This is a genomic window from Xenorhabdus doucetiae, assembly GCF_000968195.1.
GTDB classification, from domain to species: domain Bacteria; phylum Pseudomonadota; class Gammaproteobacteria; order Enterobacterales; family Enterobacteriaceae; genus Xenorhabdus; species Xenorhabdus doucetiae.
Map to the genome: position 1 here is coordinate 872,682 of NZ_FO704550.1, position 20,014 is coordinate 892,695.

Here is a 20,014-nt window from a genome sequence, read left to right on the forward strand (position 1 = left end):
CCTTGCTATTTTATTATGTTTGAAAGATAATAACCCCCGCTTCGAAATTTGAAGCTAACGTCAATGGGGGCTCTGCTGGTTCTCCCGCAACGCTAACTTGTTAACTTGGTCAGGTCTGGAAAGAAGCAGCCATAGCAAGGGATGTGTGTGCCGGGATGTCGCTGGTAGAGCCCTCACCAATTTCAAGCTTATCAGTAGCTTATGCTGTCAGCCGATAATAGCTACCGGCTTAGTCACTTTCTATCTGAACACTACAGTTTAGCGGACAAATTTCCAAACAGATGATGGGATTTTATCATAGAGTTTATTCATAGTCAGTTCAGCTAAACGGTGATCAGCTGCGGAGTAGAACAATTCAAGTTCATCAGCCGAAAGCTCATATTTATTTTTTTCAATTACACGTTCCAGTGTCTCAATAGAAGTGCATTTTCTCAAACGCATCAGATAGTCAGTTTTAGTCATGGTCGCCTTATCTTATTTAGTATAAAAAATAGTTAGAAATATATTTATCAGATTTTGCTTAGAGCAGCGTTCAAATCATGTAACAGAATGTTAGTTAAGTGTTCGTTTGTTTTTTGCCATTTTGTAAGTTCAAGAAAGCTTATCTTATCACTTCCAAATAAATTATATGTTTCATCTAGATAGTTATCAATTAAGGTACTCAGCGTGTAGTTATCTGAGTATTTAATTTTAAAACTCCAGACAAAAGCTGCAATGTGTTCAATCAATTCGTTTAGTTTTAAACTTTTCTCGGAGGTCAGGTCGTGAATCCAATGATTATCAGTGCGATTCAGGACTGAAAACGCCTCATGAATTAAATTTTCACATAAGTACTTTAATTCAGCAACATCATGCCTTCTTGGTGAATATTCATCCATAATCACCTCCGTAAACGACAACAGTTTATTTGAACTAAGGCTTTATACATGCTAATTATTATAGTCATTCTTTTAGAATAGAGCTTATCAAAACATGATTATTATTTATTAATATTAAAGCCCTATTTTGCGTATCTGCCAACTGGGTTTTTTAACAATGGCTATTTTACGCTTGGTTATGACAAAAACGCTTAGTTCTGGCAAGTGCTAGCATTCTACTGTGAAACTGTGGAGAGTAGCGATATCTACATATGCTGTAAATATATTAAGTTACACTAATACAGTAAAGGCTGTAGCAATAGCACAGAAGTCATTATAGGCGATTGTATTGCGACTTTCAAAATCAATGTGGCGCCATTATTACATATGTCACCATCGAGATGGAACACTTTTTACCATTAAAGGTGTAATCCAGAGAAAAACAAGGAAAGTTACCAAGTTATCTTCTGCTTATTATAAAAAAACAGAAAGATGTTACCTTTTAAACTTAACCTGTCTTTCATAAGTATTTATTTTAATTAGACTATGTTCGAATTTTAATGCAGGCATTGTAACTTGTAATTTACTGTTTGAAGTGTTTTTACCCATTTTAAAAGGCCACATAAGTGGCCTTTTTAGTATAGTTGAATTTAGTGAGGTGTTGAAATGTGTTCAAGCTCCTCATTTTTTTTCGTAAACCGCCGCTTAATGACAACGAAAAATACAGGAACGAAATAAATTGCCAACGATGTAGCGGCAATCATACCCCCCAGTACCCCTGTTCCTACGGCATTTTGCGCACCTGAACCTGCGCCATTACTCAATACCAAAGGCATAACCCCAAGCATAAAGGCTAAAGAAGTCATTAGGATTGGGCGTAAACGCATCCTGGCCGCCTCAAGAGTCGCTTCTATTAATCCCTTGCCCTCTTTTTCTATCAAATCCTTAGCAAACTCTACGATCAGGATAGCGTTTTTCGCTGACAGCCCGATGGTCGTCAATAAGCCAACCTTAAAGTAAACGTCGTTATCCAGCCCACGTATTGATGTTGCCAGCAAGGCACCAATAACGCCTAGGGGAACGACCAGCATGACCGAGAACGGAACAGACCAGCTTTCATATAACGCTGCCAGACAAAGGAACACAACAATCAATGACAGTGCATATAGCGCTGGAGCTTGATTGCCAGACAGACGTTCTTGATAAGACATGCCGGTCCAGTCATAGCCAATGCCAGCAGGTAACTGTGATGCCAGTTGCTCCATCAGGGCCATTGCGTCACCCGTACTTTGCCCAGGAGCGGCTTCGCCCACAATTTCCATGGAAGGGAGACCGTTATAGCGTTCCAGACGTGGTGAACCATAAACCCACGGCTCTTTTGAGGCATCGATGAACGCAGAAAACGGCACCATTTGCCCATGATAGTTACGAACATACAAGTTACTGATATTGCTTGGCAACATACGGTAAGGGGCATCAGCTTGAATATACACTTTTTTGACCCGGCCACGGTCGATAAAGTCATTGACGTAAGCACCGCCAAACATCGTGCTCAAGGTTGAGTTGATATTTGTCGTGGATACGGCCAGCGCTTCTGCTTTTTCCTTATCGATATGCACGCGATATTGTTGGGTATCATTTTGCCCATTGGGGCGGACACCCGTCAGCATATCGGGATGTTGTGCAACCATACCCAGCAACTGGTTGCGTGCTTCTGTCAGTGCTGCATGTCCCAGGTTTCCTTTATCAATCAACTGGAAGTCAAAACCACTGGCAGAACCCAACTCGACAATGGGAGGAATATTAAACGCAAAGACAAGGCCTTCCTTGATTTGGGCAAAACTCGCATTTGCCCGACCAACAATGGCCGGAACCTTGTCTTTGGGATCTTTGCGTTGATCCCAATCTTTTAAGCTGATAAATGCCAGACCCGTATTTTGCCCCTGACCACTAAAACTAAAGCCATTCACTGTGAACACAGATTTAACAACGTCTTTCTCTTTGGTATAGAAGTAGTCATTGATGTGGTTCAATACCTTTTGTGTCTGCTCTTGAGTTGAGCCAGGTGGTAATTGAACTATTGCCACTAAAACCCCTTGATCTTCTTCTGGCAGGAAGGAGGAGGGCAGGTTATTGAATATCCAGGCCATACCAGAGAGCAACATGACATAGATCACCAGGTAACGCCCTGTACCCCGTAACATTCTACCGATGCTATCGGTATAATGATGTGTGCATTTTTCAAACAAATGGTTAAACCAACCAAAGAACCCGGTTTGAGTTCCGTGGCTGCCTTTGGCTACAGGTTTGAGCATTGTGGCACACAGGGCAGGGGTCAGGATTAAGGCCACCAGTACAGACAGGATCATTGCTGAAACGATCGTGACTGAGAATTGGCGGTAAATTGCGCCTGTTGCACCGCCGAAGAAGGCCATGGGTACAAATACAGCCGAAAGCACTAGCGCGATACCGACCAGCGCGCCTTGGATCTGCCCCATCGATTTCTTGGTGGCTTCTTTCGGTGAAAGCCCTTCTTCCTGCATGACGCGTTCGACGTTTTCCACCACAACAATGGCATCATCCACGAGCAGACCGATGGCAAGTACCATAGCAAACATGGTTAATGTATTGATGGAGTAGCCAAACGCGGCAAGAATGGCAAACGTACCCAGCAGGACAACCGGAACCGCAATCGTTGGGATAAGCGTGGCGCGGAAGTTTTGCAGGAACAGGTACATGACGATAAACACCAACAGAATGGCTTCTGCTAATGTTTTCACCACTTCGAAAATAGAAATTTTAACGAATGGTGTGGTGTCATAGGGATAGACAACCGTCAACCCATGCGGGAAGAAAGGCTGCATCTCCGCCAGTGTTTCCTGGACAGCCTTGGAAGTATTCAGTGCGTTGGCACCCGTTGCCAGTTTGATCCCAATCCCTGCTGCCGGTTTGCCATTGAAGCGTCCAATGATACTGTAATTTTCAGCGCCCAATTGAACGGTGGCGACATCATGCAAGCGAATTTGTGAACCATCGGGGTTCATGCGCAGCAAAATGTTGCCAAATTCCTCCGCTGAATTCAGACGGGTTTGTGCGATGATCGACGCATTTAAACGCTGCCCCGGAACCGGAGGCGTTCCACCTAATTGCCCGGCGGCAACTTGATTGTTCTGTGCCTTGATTGCACTGATAACATCCTGAGTGGTGATTTTATAGTTGAGCAGTTTGTCCGGATTGAGCCAGATACGCATGGCATACTGTGTACCGAAGAGCATTGCTTCACCCACGCCAGCCACACGGCTCAAGCTATCTTTGACATTGGCACCGACATAGTCGGCGATGTCATCTTGAGTCATGGAACCATCCTGAGAGATGAAACCGACCATCATCAAAAACGAACTGGTGGTTTTATCAACAGTCACACCTTGCTGCTGGACTTCTTGAGGCAATAGTGGCATTGCCAATTGCAGTTTATTTTGTACCTGGACTTGCGCGGTATCCGGATCGGTGTTCGCTTCAAAGGTCAGCATGATATTCATGCTTCCTGTAGAATCGCTACTGGAAGACATATACACCAGATTATCGATACCGTTCATGTTCTGTTCAATAACCTGTGTTACAGTATTTTGTACAGTTGTTGCATCAGCTCCTGGGTAAGCTGCTGAAATGGAAATGGTGGGTGGAGCAATTGCAGGATATTGTTCCACGGGTAATTTCATGATTGCCAGCAGGCCAGATAGCATGGTGATAATGGCTATTACCCACGCAAAAATTGGCCGTTCGATAAAAAACTTAGGCATGAATCACCGACTCCTTATTGAGGCTTTTTTGCGGACTCAGCTTGATTAGCCGTAGGATTGGCATTCAGATCTGTTTCCGTTGGCTTGACCGTTATTCCTGGTGCTATTTTCTGCAACCCGGTGACGATGACTTTATCTCCGGTTTTCAGTCCGTCTGTCACCAACCACTTATTACCAATTGCCTGAGTAGCGTTGATATTGCGCAATTCTACTTTGTTATCTTTATCGACAATCAGTAGGGTTGCCTGACCGCGAGGTGTTCTGGTCACGGCTTGCTGAGGAACCAAAATTGCATTTTTGCGTACACCTTCTTCTAACTTGGTGCGTACAAACATACCCGGAAGTAATTCTTCATTCGGGTTTGGGAACACAGCACGCATAGTGATAGAACCTGTTGTTTCGTCAACCGTCACGTCAGAAAACTCAAGATAACCTTCTTGACTGTATTCTTGGCCGTTATCTGTTATAAGACGGATTTTGGTTTTTTTGCTCTCTTTTTGAACAGTTCCTTTGGCAATTTCATTTTTGAAGCGCAGATAGTCTTCGCTTGATTGAGTGATATCAACATAGATAGGATCTAATTGCTGAACAATCGTGAGGGCTGTTGGCTGACCAGCAGAAACCAGAGCGCCTTCTGTGACGGTGGACTTACCTGCACGCCCAGAAATCGGGGATGTCACTTTGGTGTATGCCAAGTTGATTCTGGCATTTTCCAATGCAGCCTGAGAGGACTGAACATCTGCTTTTGCCTGCGCATATTCTGAATTTGCTTTATCAAATTCCTGCTTACTCACATATTGTGTGCCTAGCAAGGACTGATAACGTTCAACGGTTAAACGGGAAACATTCTCGTTGGCTTGCGATCTGGCCAGACTTGCTTTGGCTTTACTGTATTCTGCTTGATAAGTTGCTGGATCTATTTGGTATAACGACTCTCCGGCAACAACATCACTTCCTTCTTTGTAGTTACGTTTCAGTATGATGCCGCCGACTTGGGGACGAACCTCGGCAACACGATAAGCTGATGTACGGCCGGGTAATTCAGTGATAACCGTGAGAGGTTCTGCTTTCAGCGTTACGATACCCACTTCAGGAACCGGCTGGCCAGCCGCCCCTTGCTGTGTATTTTTATTGTCATTACATCCTGAAAGAATGAAACTGCCTGAAATCACCAGTAATGTGGCCAGAGGCAAAACTCCCCTGTTCTTTCGCATAAGTAAACCTCAATTTTTCAATATTGATTCTCTAATCTAACAAGTGAAATCATTACTTCATTGATTAAGGGTGCTATAGTACAAACATACATGAATGTATGTAAATCAGCCTCAGTCAAAAACAAAGTTTATGGCACTAAAATGGCACGAAAAACTAAACAACAAGCAAATCAAACTCGTCAGCAAATCATAGATGCTGCAATAAAGACTTTTTCTGAGCGCGGTGTTTCTGCTACCTCACTCTCTGATATCGCAACGGCCGCAGGTGTAACGCGCGGAGCCATTTACTGGCACTTTAAAAATAAAACCGATCTACTTTCTGTTATTTGTAGAATGCCAGAGCATAAAATAGACGAGCTAGAGAAAGAGTATCAATCAAAATATCCTGATAATCCACTTATTACATTGAGATATTTATTAATTTCTACGTTACAAATGATGATTGATGATTCTCAGATTCGTCAATTAATAGAAATTTTTTTCCATAAATGTGAGTTTGTTGGAGAAATATCTCCATTAATAGCGGAAATTAGGGAGAAATGTATTTCTGATGATCAGAAGATTGAAAAAATGTTGAAGGCTTGTATTCAATCTGGGGAGCTGCCCTGCAATCTCGATTTCAAACGTTCTGCTATCATGTTGAGAGCATTGATGACAGGAACACTGGAAAACTGGTCATTCTCACCAGACAGTTTTAATATTCAAGAGCAGGCCGTTCACTTGGTGGATAGTTTCATTGATACACTCAAATACAGCCACCATTTGCGCAATAGCGAAAAAAACGAATAGTGATGAGTAGATGAGTTCATGGTTTCAGTTAACCGATACTTGATGGTTTTACTCAATAAGGGGAGTTTGTCTAACAAATTCTCTACGATATTGTTTTTTCGCTTTGTGTTGATGGTAAGTTTGGTTTTTCTCCTGTCCCCGGTCTTTTTTTCTGCCAATGCGGCTGCCAGTGGTGATGTTCCAACCCGTAATGATATTCAAAACCAACTTAAGATCCTGACAGAACGTAAGGAGCATACGGTTGAAGAAAAGGTATCAATAGCTGATTTAGAAAAAACGCTCGCTTTCTTTGACAAAATCGATCAATTGAAGCTGGATTTCGATCTACTTAGAAAAAATGTGCAAAATGTGCCACAAAAATCACATCAGGTTGTGACTGAACTGGAGAATCTGAAAAATAACGATCAGCAGGATGCCTATAAACAGACACTGGAACCCCTGTCTCTGAAGCAACTTGAATCGAAACTGAATAGCACATGGTATAACTTGCAGCAGGCACAGGAAAATCTTGCCAGCTACAATAGCCAGTTGACTGGGCTGCAAACTCAACCAGAACGCGTGCAAAATATGCTATTTCGTAACATGCAGAGATTGCAGCAAATTCGTAATCAACTCAATAACGTATTGATTGAGCAGTCAGAATCGAGTCGTACCCAGATAGAGTTATTGCAGATAGAACAGTTTTTTCTGACACAGCAAAATGAGTATCAAAGAGAATCTCTACAGGCAAATACTCAGTTACAAGCACTTTTACAGCGACAACGGGATTATACGACTCTCCAAATTGAACAATTGGAGCGTAATGTCCAATTTATTCAAAATGTGATGAGTGAAAAGCGTTTGGTTCTTTCGGAAGAAACCGCGAAAGAAGCGCAGACTAAGGATGGTAAGAACTTACATATTCAGGATAATTCATTGGTTCAGACGGAGATTGAACATAATCGTGAACTGAGTCAGCGGTTGGTTGCAGCAACACGTGATAGTAATCAACTGGCGCAAGAAAGTATTCGCGTTAAGAATTTTCTGGAACGAGCTATTCAATCAGAGCGCAATCTTAAAGAGCAAATTAAAGTTTTGCGCGGCAGTTTATTGTTATCACGCATCTTATTTCAGGAGCAGTTGAAAGTACCGCAGGATGTTCTGACAAAAGATTTACCAACCAAAATAGCAGACCTGCGTCTAGAGCAATTCGAAATTAATCAGGAACTCGATCAGCTCTGCCAAGGGAATGATTATATCAATAACTTATTGAGAAATAATCATTATCAAATAAAAAATGAACCCAAGGAAGTGGTGAGCGAAATCCATCATGCTATTAACCAGATTTTGGATGTTCATTGTGAGCTTTTAGAGCAGCTCAATAACCAGTTGGGAAATCAGATTACCCATGCCATCAACTTACAAATGGATCAGCAGCAGTTGTTGGATGTTTCTGAATCGCTGGAGCAAACCCTTATCCAGCAAATATTTTGGGTTAATAGCAACAAACCGATGAATGTGGTGTGGTTGAAATCCTTACCTGAGCTAATTAAAGAAGAGCTGAGTCACCTGGATATTCGTTTAACGCTTCATGGACTGATTACCGGGCTGAAAAACTCTATCCATTTCGTCATTCCCTTTGTGTTGGTTGGCCTGTTTTTACGCTGGCAAACCAAAGGCATTAACGAGCAGTTGAAAAAAATAACGGGTGAAGTGGGACAGTTTCGCAGTGACAGTCAGCTACATACACCATTGGCGCTCATACTGACATTGATAAAAACATTGCCGATTGCTTTTATCGTATTGGCGATAGGTTATTGGTATTCGAAATCAAGTAATGAGCTGAGTGATTTGATTTGGGGGTTCTCCTGCCAATTGGCGCTTTTCTGGATTATATCCAGTTGCAATTATCAAATTCTGGTGAAAGGAGGAATTGGCGAACAGCATTTTTCCCTAGACAGTGCGGTTTGTCATTTGTTCCGCAAAAACCTGGTTCGTCTGTCGATCGCGCTATTGCCCATTTTATTCTGGGTAACATTAGGTACTAAATATCCTTTACGGCTGTCTGATGATGTGATTGGGCAATGTACCGTTTTGATCTGTCTGTTCTTTATCTTCCTGTTTCTTTTTCCATTCTGCCGGTATGTATGGCGTGAAAAAAGTTCCCATATGATCCGCAACATCGTCGTCACGGCATTAACATTTGCCCCGCTGATATTAATGGTGTTGCTGATATCGGGTTATTTCTATACAACTCTACGTCTGGCAGAACGTTGGTTCTACAGCCTGTATTTACTGTTTCTCTGGCATATCAGTTATCAAGCCTGTTTGCGGGGGTTAGGCATTGCAGCGCGTCGCATTGCCTATCGGCGTGCTGTTGCCCGGCGCCAATCGCTGACGAAAGAAGGGGCAGAAGGAGAAATGATGGAAGAGCCGCCAATGGCTTTGGATCTCATTAATCAACAGTCATTGCGTTTAACCACTATGGTGCTGTTTTTGATCTTTTTAGGGGCATTTTATTGGATTTGGTCTGATCTGGTGACGGTATTTTCTTACCTTGATGGGATCAATTTGTGGCAATACAGCACGGCAACAGAACTGGGCAATGTGCTGCAACACGTGACCTTAAAAGATTTGGTCCTTTCAATCGCCATGTTGGTCATTTCATGGATCATGATGAGAAACTTGCCGGGCCTGCTGGAAGTCCTGGTGTTATCCCGTTTGCAGTTACAACAGGGATCTTCGTATGCCATTAAAACAACATTGACTTACTTGATCATTGGCGTTGGCGTCATTGCTGCGTTAGGAACATTGGGAGTTTCATGGAATAAATTACAATGGTTGGCGGCGGCACTTTCAGTCGGTTTAGGTTTTGGTTTACAGGAAATTTTTGCCAACTTTGTTTCGGGTCTCATTATTTTGTTTGAACGCCCCGTCCGTATTGGCGATACCGTAACGATAGGCACTTATTCCGGTTCGGTCAGTAAAATCCGCATTCGTGCGACGACGATTACAGATTTTGACCGTAAAGAAGTGATTATTCCCAATCGGGCATTTGTGACGGAGCGTCTCATTAACTGGACACTTTCTGATACCATTACGCGCATTATTATTAAGGTTGGCGTCGCATATGGCTCTGATCTTAATAAGGTCAGAGAGGTTTTGTTACAAGCAGCGAGTGAAAACACCCGCGTCATGAGTGAGCCGGGGCCACAAGTTTACTTTATGAATTTTGGCGCCAGTACACTGGATCATGAGTTGAGGCTCTATGTCCGGGAATTGGGCGACCGTAGCCGGACGGTTGATGAAGTCAACCGCAGTATTGATAAATTATGCCGGGAAAACGACATCAATATTGCCTTTAATCAGTTGGAGGTTTACTTACATAATGGGCAGGATGATATGCAGTCTGAGGGGTAAACAGTTATCCCGTTTATTCCTCAGGCCGTTGAGTCTGTTTTTCCAATTTCCTTTGCAGATCGTGTTTGACAATTTCTAGTGCTGCCAGTGCGATAGCAGGGGGAACCTCGTTACACTCAAGCAGATAAATAAGATCCACTGCAAGTTGTATTTCAGGGGAGGCTTGTTCCAGGGGCATTGTTGTTCCTTGTTTTTTTATGATTAATCTGAATTCTCTTGTTTCTCTATCGATTTTTCGATCCGCATTAATGCCTGACGACAACGGGCGAGCCGGCCAGCCAAGGCGGCAATTTCTTTTTGCAGTTTATACTGGTTGGCAAGCGTCGTTTGTTTGTCTAACTGCAATTCCCTGTCATTGACCATGGCCATTAAACGGCGTTCGTAATCCTGATGTTCTGCCAGACGTTGATAAAGATCCCGTTCTTGTGATCGATGCGCAAATTTCTCTTCCTGTTTTCGCAGCGTCTGGGTTGCTATTTCGCGTTTAAATGCCTCGATTTGTGCCACTAAACGTTCGGCAAGGAATTTCACTTGTTCAATACGAGAATCGTTTACACAGTCGCTGAGTTGCTTCATATTTTGTCTGATTTCTTGCAGGTATCCACCGAGTTTATTGCTGCGATGGTGGAATAGTACCTGATCAAAACGGGCGCTGGTAAAAGGGAGGTCGGGCAGCAAATCGAGCTCTTTTTCCAGCATACTGACCTGTTTTTCAAGTGCACCTAATAAATTTTGTATGCCCATTAGCATCTCATTATCATCAATAATCGGTTCGGGATAAGGTTTGACTTAAGTCAACAAAATATAAGCAGCAACTTGCTTTGCAGTTGCTTTTTTTCGGTAGTTTGCATAGATTTTACCGTTTTCTTTTTTAACTTGGCTGGCATCGATTATGACCGCTAACGCGCAACAACTGCAATTAATTAAAGATAGTATCGAAACAATTCCTGATTATCCAAAGGCGGGGATCCTTTTTCGTGACATTACCACCTTGCTCGATAATCCAGCAGCCTATCAAGCGACGATAGATTTATTGGTGGCTCGTTATCAGCATCAAGGCATCACGAAAATTGTGGGTACTGAAGCACGTGGTTTCTTATTCGGCGCGCCTGTTGCACTGCGTCTGGGAGTGGGTTTCGTTCCTGTTCGTAAAAAAGGTAAATTGCCGCGTGAGACGTTGAGCGAAACTTACGATCTGGAATATGGTACAGATACCTTGGAAATCCATAAAAGCAGCATCAATGAAAGGGATAACGTTCTGGTTATTGATGATCTGCTGGCAACGGGTGGGACGATTGAGGCGACAGTACGCTTGATTCGTCGTCTGGGTGGTCAAGTTTCTGAAGCGGCATTTATCATTGGATTACCGGATTTAGGTGGTGCTGAACGCTTGAAAAAACAAGGTGTTGACAGCTACACGTTGGTTGAATTTTCCGGCCACTGATTATTCTGTTTTTTACATTATTAATACATATTGGCACATCAGCCTCGCCGTTAATGGGGAGGCTGTGCTAGCATGATAGACAGTCATGTTCAATTTCCTCGGTATTCATGAGCTATCAGGTACTTGCCCGTAAGTGGCGCCCACAAATATTTTCTGATGTGATTGGTCAGCAACATGTGCTGACTGCATTGGCGAATGGTCTCGAACACCAACGCCTTCATCACGCTTATCTTTTTTCCGGCACTCGTGGCGTGGGAAAAACGACTATCGCACGTCTGTTGGCAAAAGGGCTGAATTGCGAAACGGGTATCACAAAGACGCCGTGTGGTCAGTGTGCCAACTGTCTTGAAATTGAACAGGGGCGGTTTGTTGATCTGATTGAAATCGATGCCGCTTCCCGAACAAAAGTAGAAGATACCCGCGAGTTGCTGGATAACGTCCAGTATGCCCCTGCCCGTGGTCGTTTCAAAGTCTACCTTATTGATGAAGTTCACATGCTTTCCCGCCATAGTTTCAATGCCTTGTTAAAGACATTAGAAGAGCCGCCAGAACATGTGAAATTCCTGTTGGCAACAACCGATCCACAGAAACTGCCCGTGACGATCCTGTCACGCTGTTTGCAATTTCATTTGAAAACACTCGGTGTGGATCAAATCAGTAGTCAACTGGAACATGTGCTCAATGCTGAGAAAATAGAGAGCGATGTGCGTGCCCGTCAGCTTCTTGCCCGTGCCGCGGATGGCAGTATGCGTGATGCTTTGAGCTTAACGGATCAAGCCATTGCCCTTGGTGGGGGAACGCTGACATCGGATATCGTCAGCCAGATGCTGGGTACGCTGGATGATGACCAACCCTTGGCGATCATTGAAGCGTTGGTGCGTGCCGATGGTCAACAAATGATGGCTCTGGTGGAGCAGGCGGCAACTCGCGGTGCGGATTGGGAAAACCTGCTGGTTGAGACATTGTCGCTGTTGCATCGCATTGCCATGCTCCAACTGTTACCCCAACAACCTGAAAGTGAGCCTTCTTCAACAGAAGGGCGGTTGCGTTTGCTGGCAAGATCCATTTCCCCGACGGATTTGCAGTTTTATTATCAAGCATTGCTGGTAGGGCGCAAAGAACTTCCTTATGCGCCGGAACGACGGATGGGCGTTGAGATGGCATTACTGCGCGCCTTGGCTTTTCATCCCAAAACGGTCATTGAGGAAACTTCACCACCTGCGGTGGTGGAAAACCTTGCCGCGCCAGTTGGGGGAGCAACTGGTGCGCCGCCTCCAGCTCCGTTGGGCAGTGAATCCATCGCAAACAGCCCAACAGCGAAACTATTGCAAGCGAGAAATACACTGACTCGTCAAGGGAATACGCCAGCAAAAAAGCCTGAACCGGCAGAGTCTGCGAAGGCGAAGCCGGCAAGTTCGGCGCTGGAACGACTGGTGGCGGTGGCAGAACAGCGGCCTCAATCTTACCTTCCTGAAACACAGGAGCCTAAACCGGTAAAGAAAGAGGCGTATCGTTGGCGGGCAACGAATGCCAGAGAGGAAAAGCCGCGTCCGACGACGACACCAAAAGCAATTAAAGCGGCGCTGGAGCATGAGAAGACCGCCGAATTGGTCGAAAAGCTGGCTCTGGAATCGAAACAAAGGGATTCATGGGCGGCAGAAATTGATAAACTGCGTATTCCTAAATTGGTTCAGCAAGTCGCATTGAATGCGTTTAAAGAACAGATTGATGAAAATCGTCTTTGTCTGCATTTACGTTCAAAGCAACGCCATCTCAATTCAGCATCGGCTCAGAAAGCGCTGGCGGAAGCATTAAGTGAATTGCATGGAAAATCGATTGAACTCAGTATCGTTGAAGATGATAATCCTGCGGTAAAAACGCCTCTGGAGTGGCGCCAAGCCATTTATGAAGAAAAATTGGCACAAGCGCGTCAATCCATTATTTCGGATAAAACGATTCAAACACTTCAGCAACTATTTGATGCCGAATTGGATGAAGAAAGTATCCGGCCTGTTTAACTGCCGCAGTGTATTTGTATGCTGTGGCTATAGCGAAGAGAGAGAATTATGTTTGGTAAAGGTGGTTTGGGCAATTTGATGAAACAGGCCCAGCAGATGCAAGACAAGATGCAGAAAATGCAGGAAGAAATTGCAAATCTGGAAGTAACAGGCGAATCCGGTGCAGGGCTGGTAAAAATCACCATTAACGGTGCACATAACTGCCGTCGTGTTGAAATCGATCCCAGCTTGATGGACGACGACAAAGATATGCTGGAAGATCTGATCGCCGCAGCATTCAATGATGCCGCTCGTCGCATTGAAGAAACCCAGAAAGAAAAAATGGCCAGTGTTTCCAGCGGAATGCAATTGCCGCCTGGGTTTAAGATGCCATTCTAATGCAGACCAGTCCTCTTCTTGAATCTCTGATGGAAGCCCTGCGCTGTTTGCCCGGCGTAGGCCCAAAATCTGCGCAGCGGATGGCATTTCATCTATTGCAGCGAGATCGCAGTGGTGGAATGCGACTGGCACAGGCACTGACGCGAGCCATGTCGGAAATTGGTCACTGTCAGGATTGCCGGACATTCACGGAACAAGAACAGTGCACGATTTGCGCCAATCCCCGCCGTCAGCAGAATGGTCAGATCTGTGTCGTGGAAAGTCCCGCCGATATTCATGCCATCGAACAAACAGGTCAGTTTGCAGGACGGTATTTTGTCCTGATGGGGCATTTATCGCCGCTGGATGGTATTGGGCCGATGGATATTGGTTTGGATCGGCTGGAAGCGCGTTTATCTTCTGAAACCTTGTCAGAAATTATTCTGGCAACCAATCCCACTGTCGAAGGAGAGGCAACGGCAAACTATATTGCGGAAATGTGCTCTCAATATCGTGTGACCGCCAGCCGAATTGCTCATGGTGTTCCTGTGGGTGGAGAGCTTGAAATGGTGGATGGGACAACATTGTCTCACTCGTTGGCTGGCCGTCAAAAAATCACGGATTTGTGATTTCTCTGCCAATTTAAATGGGTCATTCCAATGGATGGTGTTGCTGATTATGCCGCCATCCATCGCCGATTGACTGGCTTATCTAACAAATTTTACATTCTTCTTGCTTGTCATAACTTGAAACTTTCCTTATCTATCCCCATTTGATTACCATCGTCCGATTTTACATATCTGAACTGGATTTAGATTGAGGTAATAAATGAGCATGAAAGATCAGGAAACCCGTGGATTTCAGTCTGAAGTCAAACAACTGTTGCAATTGATGATCCACTCTCTCTATTCCAACAAAGAAATTTTTCTCCGCGAACTGATTTCAAACGCCTCTGATGCGGCTGACAAACTGCGCTTCCGTGCATTGTCCGCGCCTGAGCTGTATGAAAATGATGGTGAATTACGTGTTCGTCTGGCGGTTGATAAAGAGCAGAAAACCATCACCATCAGTGATAATGGTATCGGCATGTCCCGTGATGAAGTGATCGATAATCTGGGAACGATTGCAAAATCCGGTACTAAAGCGTTTCTTGAATCCATTGGCTCTGATCAGGCAAAAGACAGCCAATTGATTGGTCAGTTCGGTGTTGGCTTCTACTCTGCCTTTATCGTTGCGGACAAAGTCACCGTGCGTACCCGTGCAGCAGGCGCACTGGCTGAACAAGGGGTGTTCTGGGAATCAACGGGAGAGGGTGATTACACCGTTGCGGCTATTGAAAAAGCCGGGCGTGGTACAGAAATCACCCTGCATTTGCGCGATGGCGAAAGCGACTTCCTTAATGACTGGCGTCTGCGTTCTATCATTGGCAAATATTCTGATCACATTGCCTTACCCGTTGAAATTGAAACCCAAACTAAAAACGAAGAAGACGACTCAGTTACCGTCACTTGGGAAAAAATCAACAAGGCCCAAGCTTTGTGGACGCGTGGTAAATCAGAAATCAGTGATGAGGAATACCAAGAGTTTTACAAACACATTTCCCATGATTTTACCGATTCTTTGATTTGGAGCCATAACCGCGTTGAAGGCAAACAAGAATACACCAGCTTGCTGTATATCCCTTCTCAGGCGCCGTGGGACATGTGGAACCGCGAACATAAACATGGTCTGAAACTTTATGTACAGCGTGTATTCATCATGGATGAAGCTGAACAGTTCATGCCAAATTACCTGCGCTTTGTGCGTGGTCTGGTCGATTCCAACGACCTGCCGTTGAATGTCTCCCGTGAAATTTTGCAAGACAGCACCATCACACGTAACCTGCGCAGCGCGCTGACTAAACGTGTATTGCAAATGTTAGATAAACTGGCAAAAGACGACGCAGAAAAATATCAGACCTTCTGGCAGCAATTCGGCCTGGTGATGAAAGAAGGACCTGCCGAAGATGGCGCCAACAAAGAAGCCATCGCCAAATTACTGCGCTTTGCGACCACTCACAATGACAGCGCCGCGCAAACCGTGTCTCTGGAAGAATACGTTGGCCGCATGGCCGAAGGTCAGGAGAAGATCTATTACATCACGGCAGACAGCTATGCTGCGGCGAAAAATAGTCCGCACTTAGAGCTGTTCCGCAAGAAAGGCATTGAGGTTCTGCTGCTGTCTGACCGCATTGATGAATGGATGATGAGTTACCTGACTGAGTTTGAGGGTAAGTCACTTCAATCGGTCAGCAAGTCTGATGAATCCCTCGATAAACTGGCGGATGAAAACCAGGCGGAACAGGAAGAAGCCGATAAAAAGTTGGAGCCATTCGTTGAGCGCGTGAAGACGCTGTTGGGTGAGCGCGTGAAAGAAGTGAAGCTGACACATCGTCTGACCGATACGCCTGCTATCGTCACAACGGATGCTAATGCCATGAGTACACAAATGGCGAAGCTGTTTGCGGCAGCGGGCCAGTCGGCGCCAGAAGTGAGTTATAACTTTGAGCTGAATCCGGAACACCTTCTGGTTAAGAAAGCGGCTGATATTGATGATGATACTCAATTCGCCGATTGGATAGAATTGTTGCTGGATCAAGCCCTGTTTGCCGAACGTGGCACATTGGATGATCCAAACCAATTTATTCGTCGAATGAATCAATTATTATTGGCTGAAAAAGCGTAATTTTATTGAGATAAATGATAAAAAAACCACGCTTCAACGAAAAATGGGGCGTGGTTTATTTTTTGACGTGGTTTATTTTTTGATTAGTGCGAAAACGTTTACCTGTTTTCTTGAGCCATCCCCTATTCAAATGGTATGGTGGTACGTTTTCTTTAAAATATGAAAAGCAAATAGCAAGGGGATTTACGCAATGCGTATTATTCTGCTGGGCGCACCAGGCGCCGGTAAGGGGACTCAGGCACAATTTATCATGGAGAAATATGGGGTTCCCCAAATTTCGACAGGTGATATGCTGCGTGCCGCAGTAAAAGCGGGCACTGAATTGGGTTTGAAAGCAAAAGAGTTGATGGATAATGGCAAGCTGGTGACTGATGAACTGGTCATTGCCTTGGTTAAAGAGCGCATCAAACAAGATGATTGTCATAATGGATTCTTGTTGGATGGGTTCCCGCGCACCATTCCTCAGGCCGATGCCATGAAAGAAGCCGGTATCAAGGTTGATTATGTGCTGGAATTTGATGTTCCTGATGCCATCATCGTTGAACGTATTATTGGCCGTCGTGTGCATGCGCCATCAGGCCGTGTTTACCACATCAAATTTAATCCACCAAAAGTGGAAAACCAAGATGATGTGACGGGCGAAGCGCTGACAATCCGTAAAGATGATCAGGAAGATACGGTCCGTAAACGTCTGGTTGAATACCACGCACAAACTGCACCTTTGGTTTCTTACTATCAGCAAGAAGCGCAGGCGGGTAACACACAATACTTCAAACTTGATGGGACTCGTCAAGTCGCGGAAGTTAGCGCAGAGCTGGCGAACATTCTGGGCGAATAATTTCGTTGTACCTTGAATGATTACCCCCAGAGACTTTGGTCTTTTACCCGAAAGATGAAGGGGATACTTCTCGGATTATTAAAACAGGCGGCTTTCATACCGCCTGATTTTTTTGCGGCTTACTTATACCCGATGAAAAATTTACTCCATGAAATGTTACATGTCGCTATCATTCATGTTTTATACTAGATTGTCAGTCATTTTAATGGAGCTCTGAGGAATGAGTAGCAAGAAATATGGTGTCCTATTAGTCAATCTGGGTACACCTGATGCGCCAACACCAGCAGCAATAAGATGTTATCTGGCAAAGTTTCTCAGTGACAGAAGGGTTGTTGATATCCCGCCATTGATTTGGAAACCGATATTACATGGTTTTATTCTTCCTTTCCGTTCTTATCGAGTGGCTAAACTTTATCAAGAAATTTGGGGAGAAGAAGGCTCTCCATTATTAGTTTACAGTCGCCGCCAGCAGAAGTTACTGGCTGAAAAGTTGGCTGTTCCCGTTGCGTTGGGAATGACTTATGGCTCTCCTTCTTTACCCCAAGCCATAGACAGTTTGTTGCAGCAGGGGATTGATAATCTGATTGTGCTGCCACTTTATCCTCAATACTCCAGTACAACGTCGGCCGCGGTTTTTGACAGCATCAGTAAAATATTGCGCGAGTATCGGACAATTCCTACTCTGTATTTTGTCCGTAGTTATGCCACGCATCCCGCTTATATTGCGGCATTGAAGGAAACCATTGAGCAGAGCTTTGAGAAACAGGGTCAACCAGATCGCTTAATTGTGTCCTATCACGGTATTCCTGAACGTCTGGCAAAGATGGGGGATATTTATCCACAGGAGTGTAAGGCGACGACTACACTGTTGAGTCAGGCACTGGATTATCCGGCAGATAAAATTGTCATGACTTATCAGTCGCGTTTTGGTCGCTTACCGTGGTTATCGCCTTATACCGATAAGACCATGGCATCATTACCCAGCCAGGGAGTGGAACATGTCCAGGTGGTGTGCCCTGGGTTTGCGGCTGATTGTCTGGAAACATTGGAAGAGATTAAGCAACAAAATAAAGTTATCTTTTTAAATGCAGGTGGGAAAAAGTTTGAATATATCTCTGCACTTAATGATAATGAAGCCCACATTTCCTTGCTGAAACAGTTAGTCAATAATGTCATGAAATAACTTGTTATTGCTTGTTATGGGACATTATCACACATAGTGAATAGCAGACATTGATCGTCGTATGATTTTAGGGATAGGGTTTTGGACCCAATGAATACGATAAGCGAGATAAAGGGTTTGCATATCAATGAAAAGCAAAATTATTTGGATTGGACATATAGATAATGAGTAATAAACCTATTAAACACCCCGATTTTTACGAAGAGCAGGCAAATTATTATCGTCCAGAACGGGAAGATGAAATTGATTTGTTTGAACTATTCTCGGTACTCTTCCAATCAAAATATTTGATTATTGCAGTATCTTTCGTTCTTGCAATTATTGGTTTCGGTATCGCATCATTTTTACCGCAAAAATGGACCAGTACGGCTGCGGTGGTGAAGCCAGGGTTGGAAGAGTTTCAGCCATTGAAAAATGCGTTAACGGGTTTACATGTTCTGAGTCTTGAACCGAAAGTGACAGAAGAGTCACTGTTTAATCGGTTTATTGAAAACTATAACTCGCGTGTATTACGTGAAGAATATTTGGTCAATACTGATTACTTTAAGGCTTTGCTCGCGAAGAACCATGATGGTTCCGAGCAGGAAAAAAGGAAGTTGATTGAGCAAATTATTAATAAAAACATTGTGCTATCTTTGCCTAAGAAAGATAAAAATGAAGATGAAGATGTTGAAGCTAAACTTTCTTTCAGTTCTGATAATGCACAAGACGCTTACAATCTATTAAATGGCTATATCAAATTCGTCTCTTCGGTGGTTCGTAACCAGGTGAAAGAAGAACTGAATGATTTGGTTCATCAGAAACTGGAGTACTCGCAAAAGCTTTATGCTCTTGATTTAGAACGTATCAGTAATATGCGTAGTGTGGATATTGAAAAATTGAAATATGCGATTTCTATTGCTGATTCTGCCGGGGTGAAAAAGCCCGTCTCCAATGGCGGGGCGATGATCAAGGATGACCCGGATTATTCGATTGCACTGGGGTCTGATGCACTGCAACGTAAATTACAGATTACCGAAGAAATCACTGATCCGACTAAAATTGATGCCGACCTGCGTAACCGTCAGTTGTATATCAAGAATTTAGAAAAAGTGAATGTTGATACTATTGATTTCGTGCCATTCAAGTACATGCAGGAACCTTATCAACCAACGTCAAAAGATTCACCTAAGCGTTTGCTGATTTTGATTGGCGCGGGCTTTATTGGTTTTATTTTATCTGTTATGTATGTTCTGCTGCGCCATATGGTACGTAGCCGCCAGAAACAAGAGGCTTAATATTATCTTAACGATCTCATGTTCTGATCGCTGAAATTTCGACAGCCAATGTTGATAATCACATTGGCTGTCTTTATTTTTGGCACCGTATTTTTTGTTTTTTTCCGGTATTAT

The 20,014-nt window shown here is 44.0% G+C and carries 16 protein-coding genes and 1 other RNA gene; 11 read left to right on the plus strand and 6 right to left on the minus strand.

Features of this window, described 5'->3' with window-relative positions; translation table 11 throughout:
- Positions 1–73: 73 nt before the first annotated feature.
- Positions 74–170, plus strand: an RNA gene (ffs, locus tag XDD1_RS18595) — signal recognition particle sRNA small type.
- Between the two features lie 88 nt (positions 171–258).
- On the opposite strand, the gene XDD1_RS04160 is transcribed toward ffs, so the two are convergent.
- From XDD1_RS04160 to XDD1_RS04175, 4 genes are all read right to left on the minus strand, one after another.
- Positions 259–462, minus strand: a complete 204-nt coding sequence (locus tag XDD1_RS04160; RefSeq protein WP_045968972.1) for an HHA domain-containing protein — start codon at positions 460–462, stop codon at positions 259–261.
- A gap of 47 nt (positions 463–509) precedes the next feature.
- Positions 510–878 carry an Hha toxicity modulator TomB gene (gene tomB / locus XDD1_RS04165; protein WP_045968974.1) on the minus strand — a complete coding sequence of 123 codons (369 nt, stop codon included), beginning with the start codon at positions 876–878 and terminating at the stop codon, positions 510–512.
- A 629-nt stretch (positions 879–1,507) separates the two neighbouring features.
- Positions 1,508–4,657: an efflux RND transporter permease subunit gene (locus XDD1_RS04170; protein WP_045968976.1), complete on the minus strand. Its 3,150-nt coding sequence runs from the start codon at positions 4,655–4,657 to the stop codon at positions 1,508–1,510.
- Positions 4,658–4,671: 14 nt separating this feature from the next.
- Positions 4,672–5,871 carry an efflux RND transporter periplasmic adaptor subunit gene (locus tag XDD1_RS04175; RefSeq protein WP_045968978.1) on the minus strand — a complete coding sequence of 400 codons (1,200 nt, stop codon included), beginning with the start codon at positions 5,869–5,871 and terminating at the stop codon, positions 4,672–4,674.
- Positions 5,872–6,012: 141 nt separating this feature from the next.
- Here XDD1_RS04175 and acrR point away from each other — a divergent pair, with 141 nt between their 5' ends.
- Together acrR and mscK are read left to right on the plus strand one after the other, a co-directional pair.
- Positions 6,013–6,660, plus strand: coding sequence for a multidrug efflux transporter transcriptional repressor AcrR (gene acrR, locus XDD1_RS04180; RefSeq protein WP_148886028.1), 648 nt, complete (start codon positions 6,013–6,015; stop codon positions 6,658–6,660).
- 18 nt (positions 6,661–6,678) lie between these two features.
- Complete coding sequence (gene mscK / locus XDD1_RS04185) at positions 6,679–10,059, plus strand: mechanosensitive channel MscK (RefSeq protein WP_045968982.1); 3,381 nt, start codon at positions 6,679–6,681, stop codon at positions 10,057–10,059.
- A 13-nt stretch (positions 10,060–10,072) separates the two neighbouring features.
- Here mscK and rsmS read toward each other — a convergent pair whose 3' ends face one another.
- A complete protein-coding gene (gene rsmS, locus XDD1_RS18600; RefSeq protein ID WP_065814090.1) occupies positions 10,073–10,237 on the minus strand; it encodes a pleiotropic regulatory protein RsmS in 165 nt (54 codons plus the stop codon).
- Between the two features lie 23 nt (positions 10,238–10,260).
- Positions 10,261–10,803: a primosomal replication protein PriC gene (priC, locus tag XDD1_RS04190; RefSeq protein WP_045968985.1), complete on the minus strand. Its 543-nt coding sequence runs from the start codon at positions 10,801–10,803 to the stop codon at positions 10,261–10,263.
- 148 nt (positions 10,804–10,951) lie between these two features.
- Between priC and apt the strand changes: the two genes are divergently transcribed.
- From apt to wzz(fepE), 8 genes are all read left to right on the plus strand, one after another.
- Positions 10,952–11,503, plus strand: coding sequence for an adenine phosphoribosyltransferase (apt, locus tag XDD1_RS04195; protein WP_045968987.1), 552 nt, complete (start codon positions 10,952–10,954; stop codon positions 11,501–11,503).
- Between the two features lie 107 nt (positions 11,504–11,610).
- The gene (gene dnaX, locus XDD1_RS04200; protein WP_045968989.1) at positions 11,611–13,521 is read left to right on the plus strand and encodes a DNA polymerase III subunit gamma/tau; all 1,911 of its coding nucleotides are present in this window, start codon (positions 11,611–11,613) and stop codon (positions 13,519–13,521) included.
- 48 nt (positions 13,522–13,569) lie between these two features.
- Positions 13,570–13,899 (plus strand): YbaB/EbfC family nucleoid-associated protein, encoded by a 330-nt coding sequence (locus XDD1_RS04205; protein WP_045968991.1) that lies wholly within the window; start codon positions 13,570–13,572, stop codon positions 13,897–13,899.
- Positions 13,899–14,507, plus strand: a complete 609-nt coding sequence (recR, locus tag XDD1_RS04210) for a recombination mediator RecR (protein ID WP_045968993.1) — start codon at positions 13,899–13,901, stop codon at positions 14,505–14,507. The genes XDD1_RS04205 and recR overlap by 1 nt, the downstream gene beginning before the upstream one ends.
- A 205-nt stretch (positions 14,508–14,712) precedes the next feature.
- Positions 14,713–16,602 carry a molecular chaperone HtpG gene (gene htpG / locus XDD1_RS04215; protein ID WP_045973321.1) on the plus strand — a complete coding sequence of 630 codons (1,890 nt, stop codon included), beginning with the start codon at positions 14,713–14,715 and terminating at the stop codon, positions 16,600–16,602.
- A gap of 190 nt (positions 16,603–16,792) precedes the next feature.
- Positions 16,793–17,440 (plus strand): adenylate kinase, encoded by a 648-nt coding sequence (gene adk / locus XDD1_RS04220; RefSeq protein ID WP_045968995.1) that lies wholly within the window; start codon positions 16,793–16,795, stop codon positions 17,438–17,440.
- 220 nt (positions 17,441–17,660) lie between these two features.
- Complete coding sequence (gene hemH, locus XDD1_RS04225; RefSeq protein ID WP_045968997.1) at positions 17,661–18,623, plus strand: ferrochelatase; 963 nt, start codon at positions 17,661–17,663, stop codon at positions 18,621–18,623.
- A gap of 164 nt (positions 18,624–18,787) precedes the next feature.
- Positions 18,788–19,900 carry an LPS O-antigen length regulator Wzz(fepE) gene (gene wzz(fepE) / locus XDD1_RS04230; RefSeq protein ID WP_045968999.1) on the plus strand — a complete coding sequence of 371 codons (1,113 nt, stop codon included), beginning with the start codon at positions 18,788–18,790 and terminating at the stop codon, positions 19,898–19,900.
- Positions 19,901–20,014: the final 114 nt, after the last annotated feature.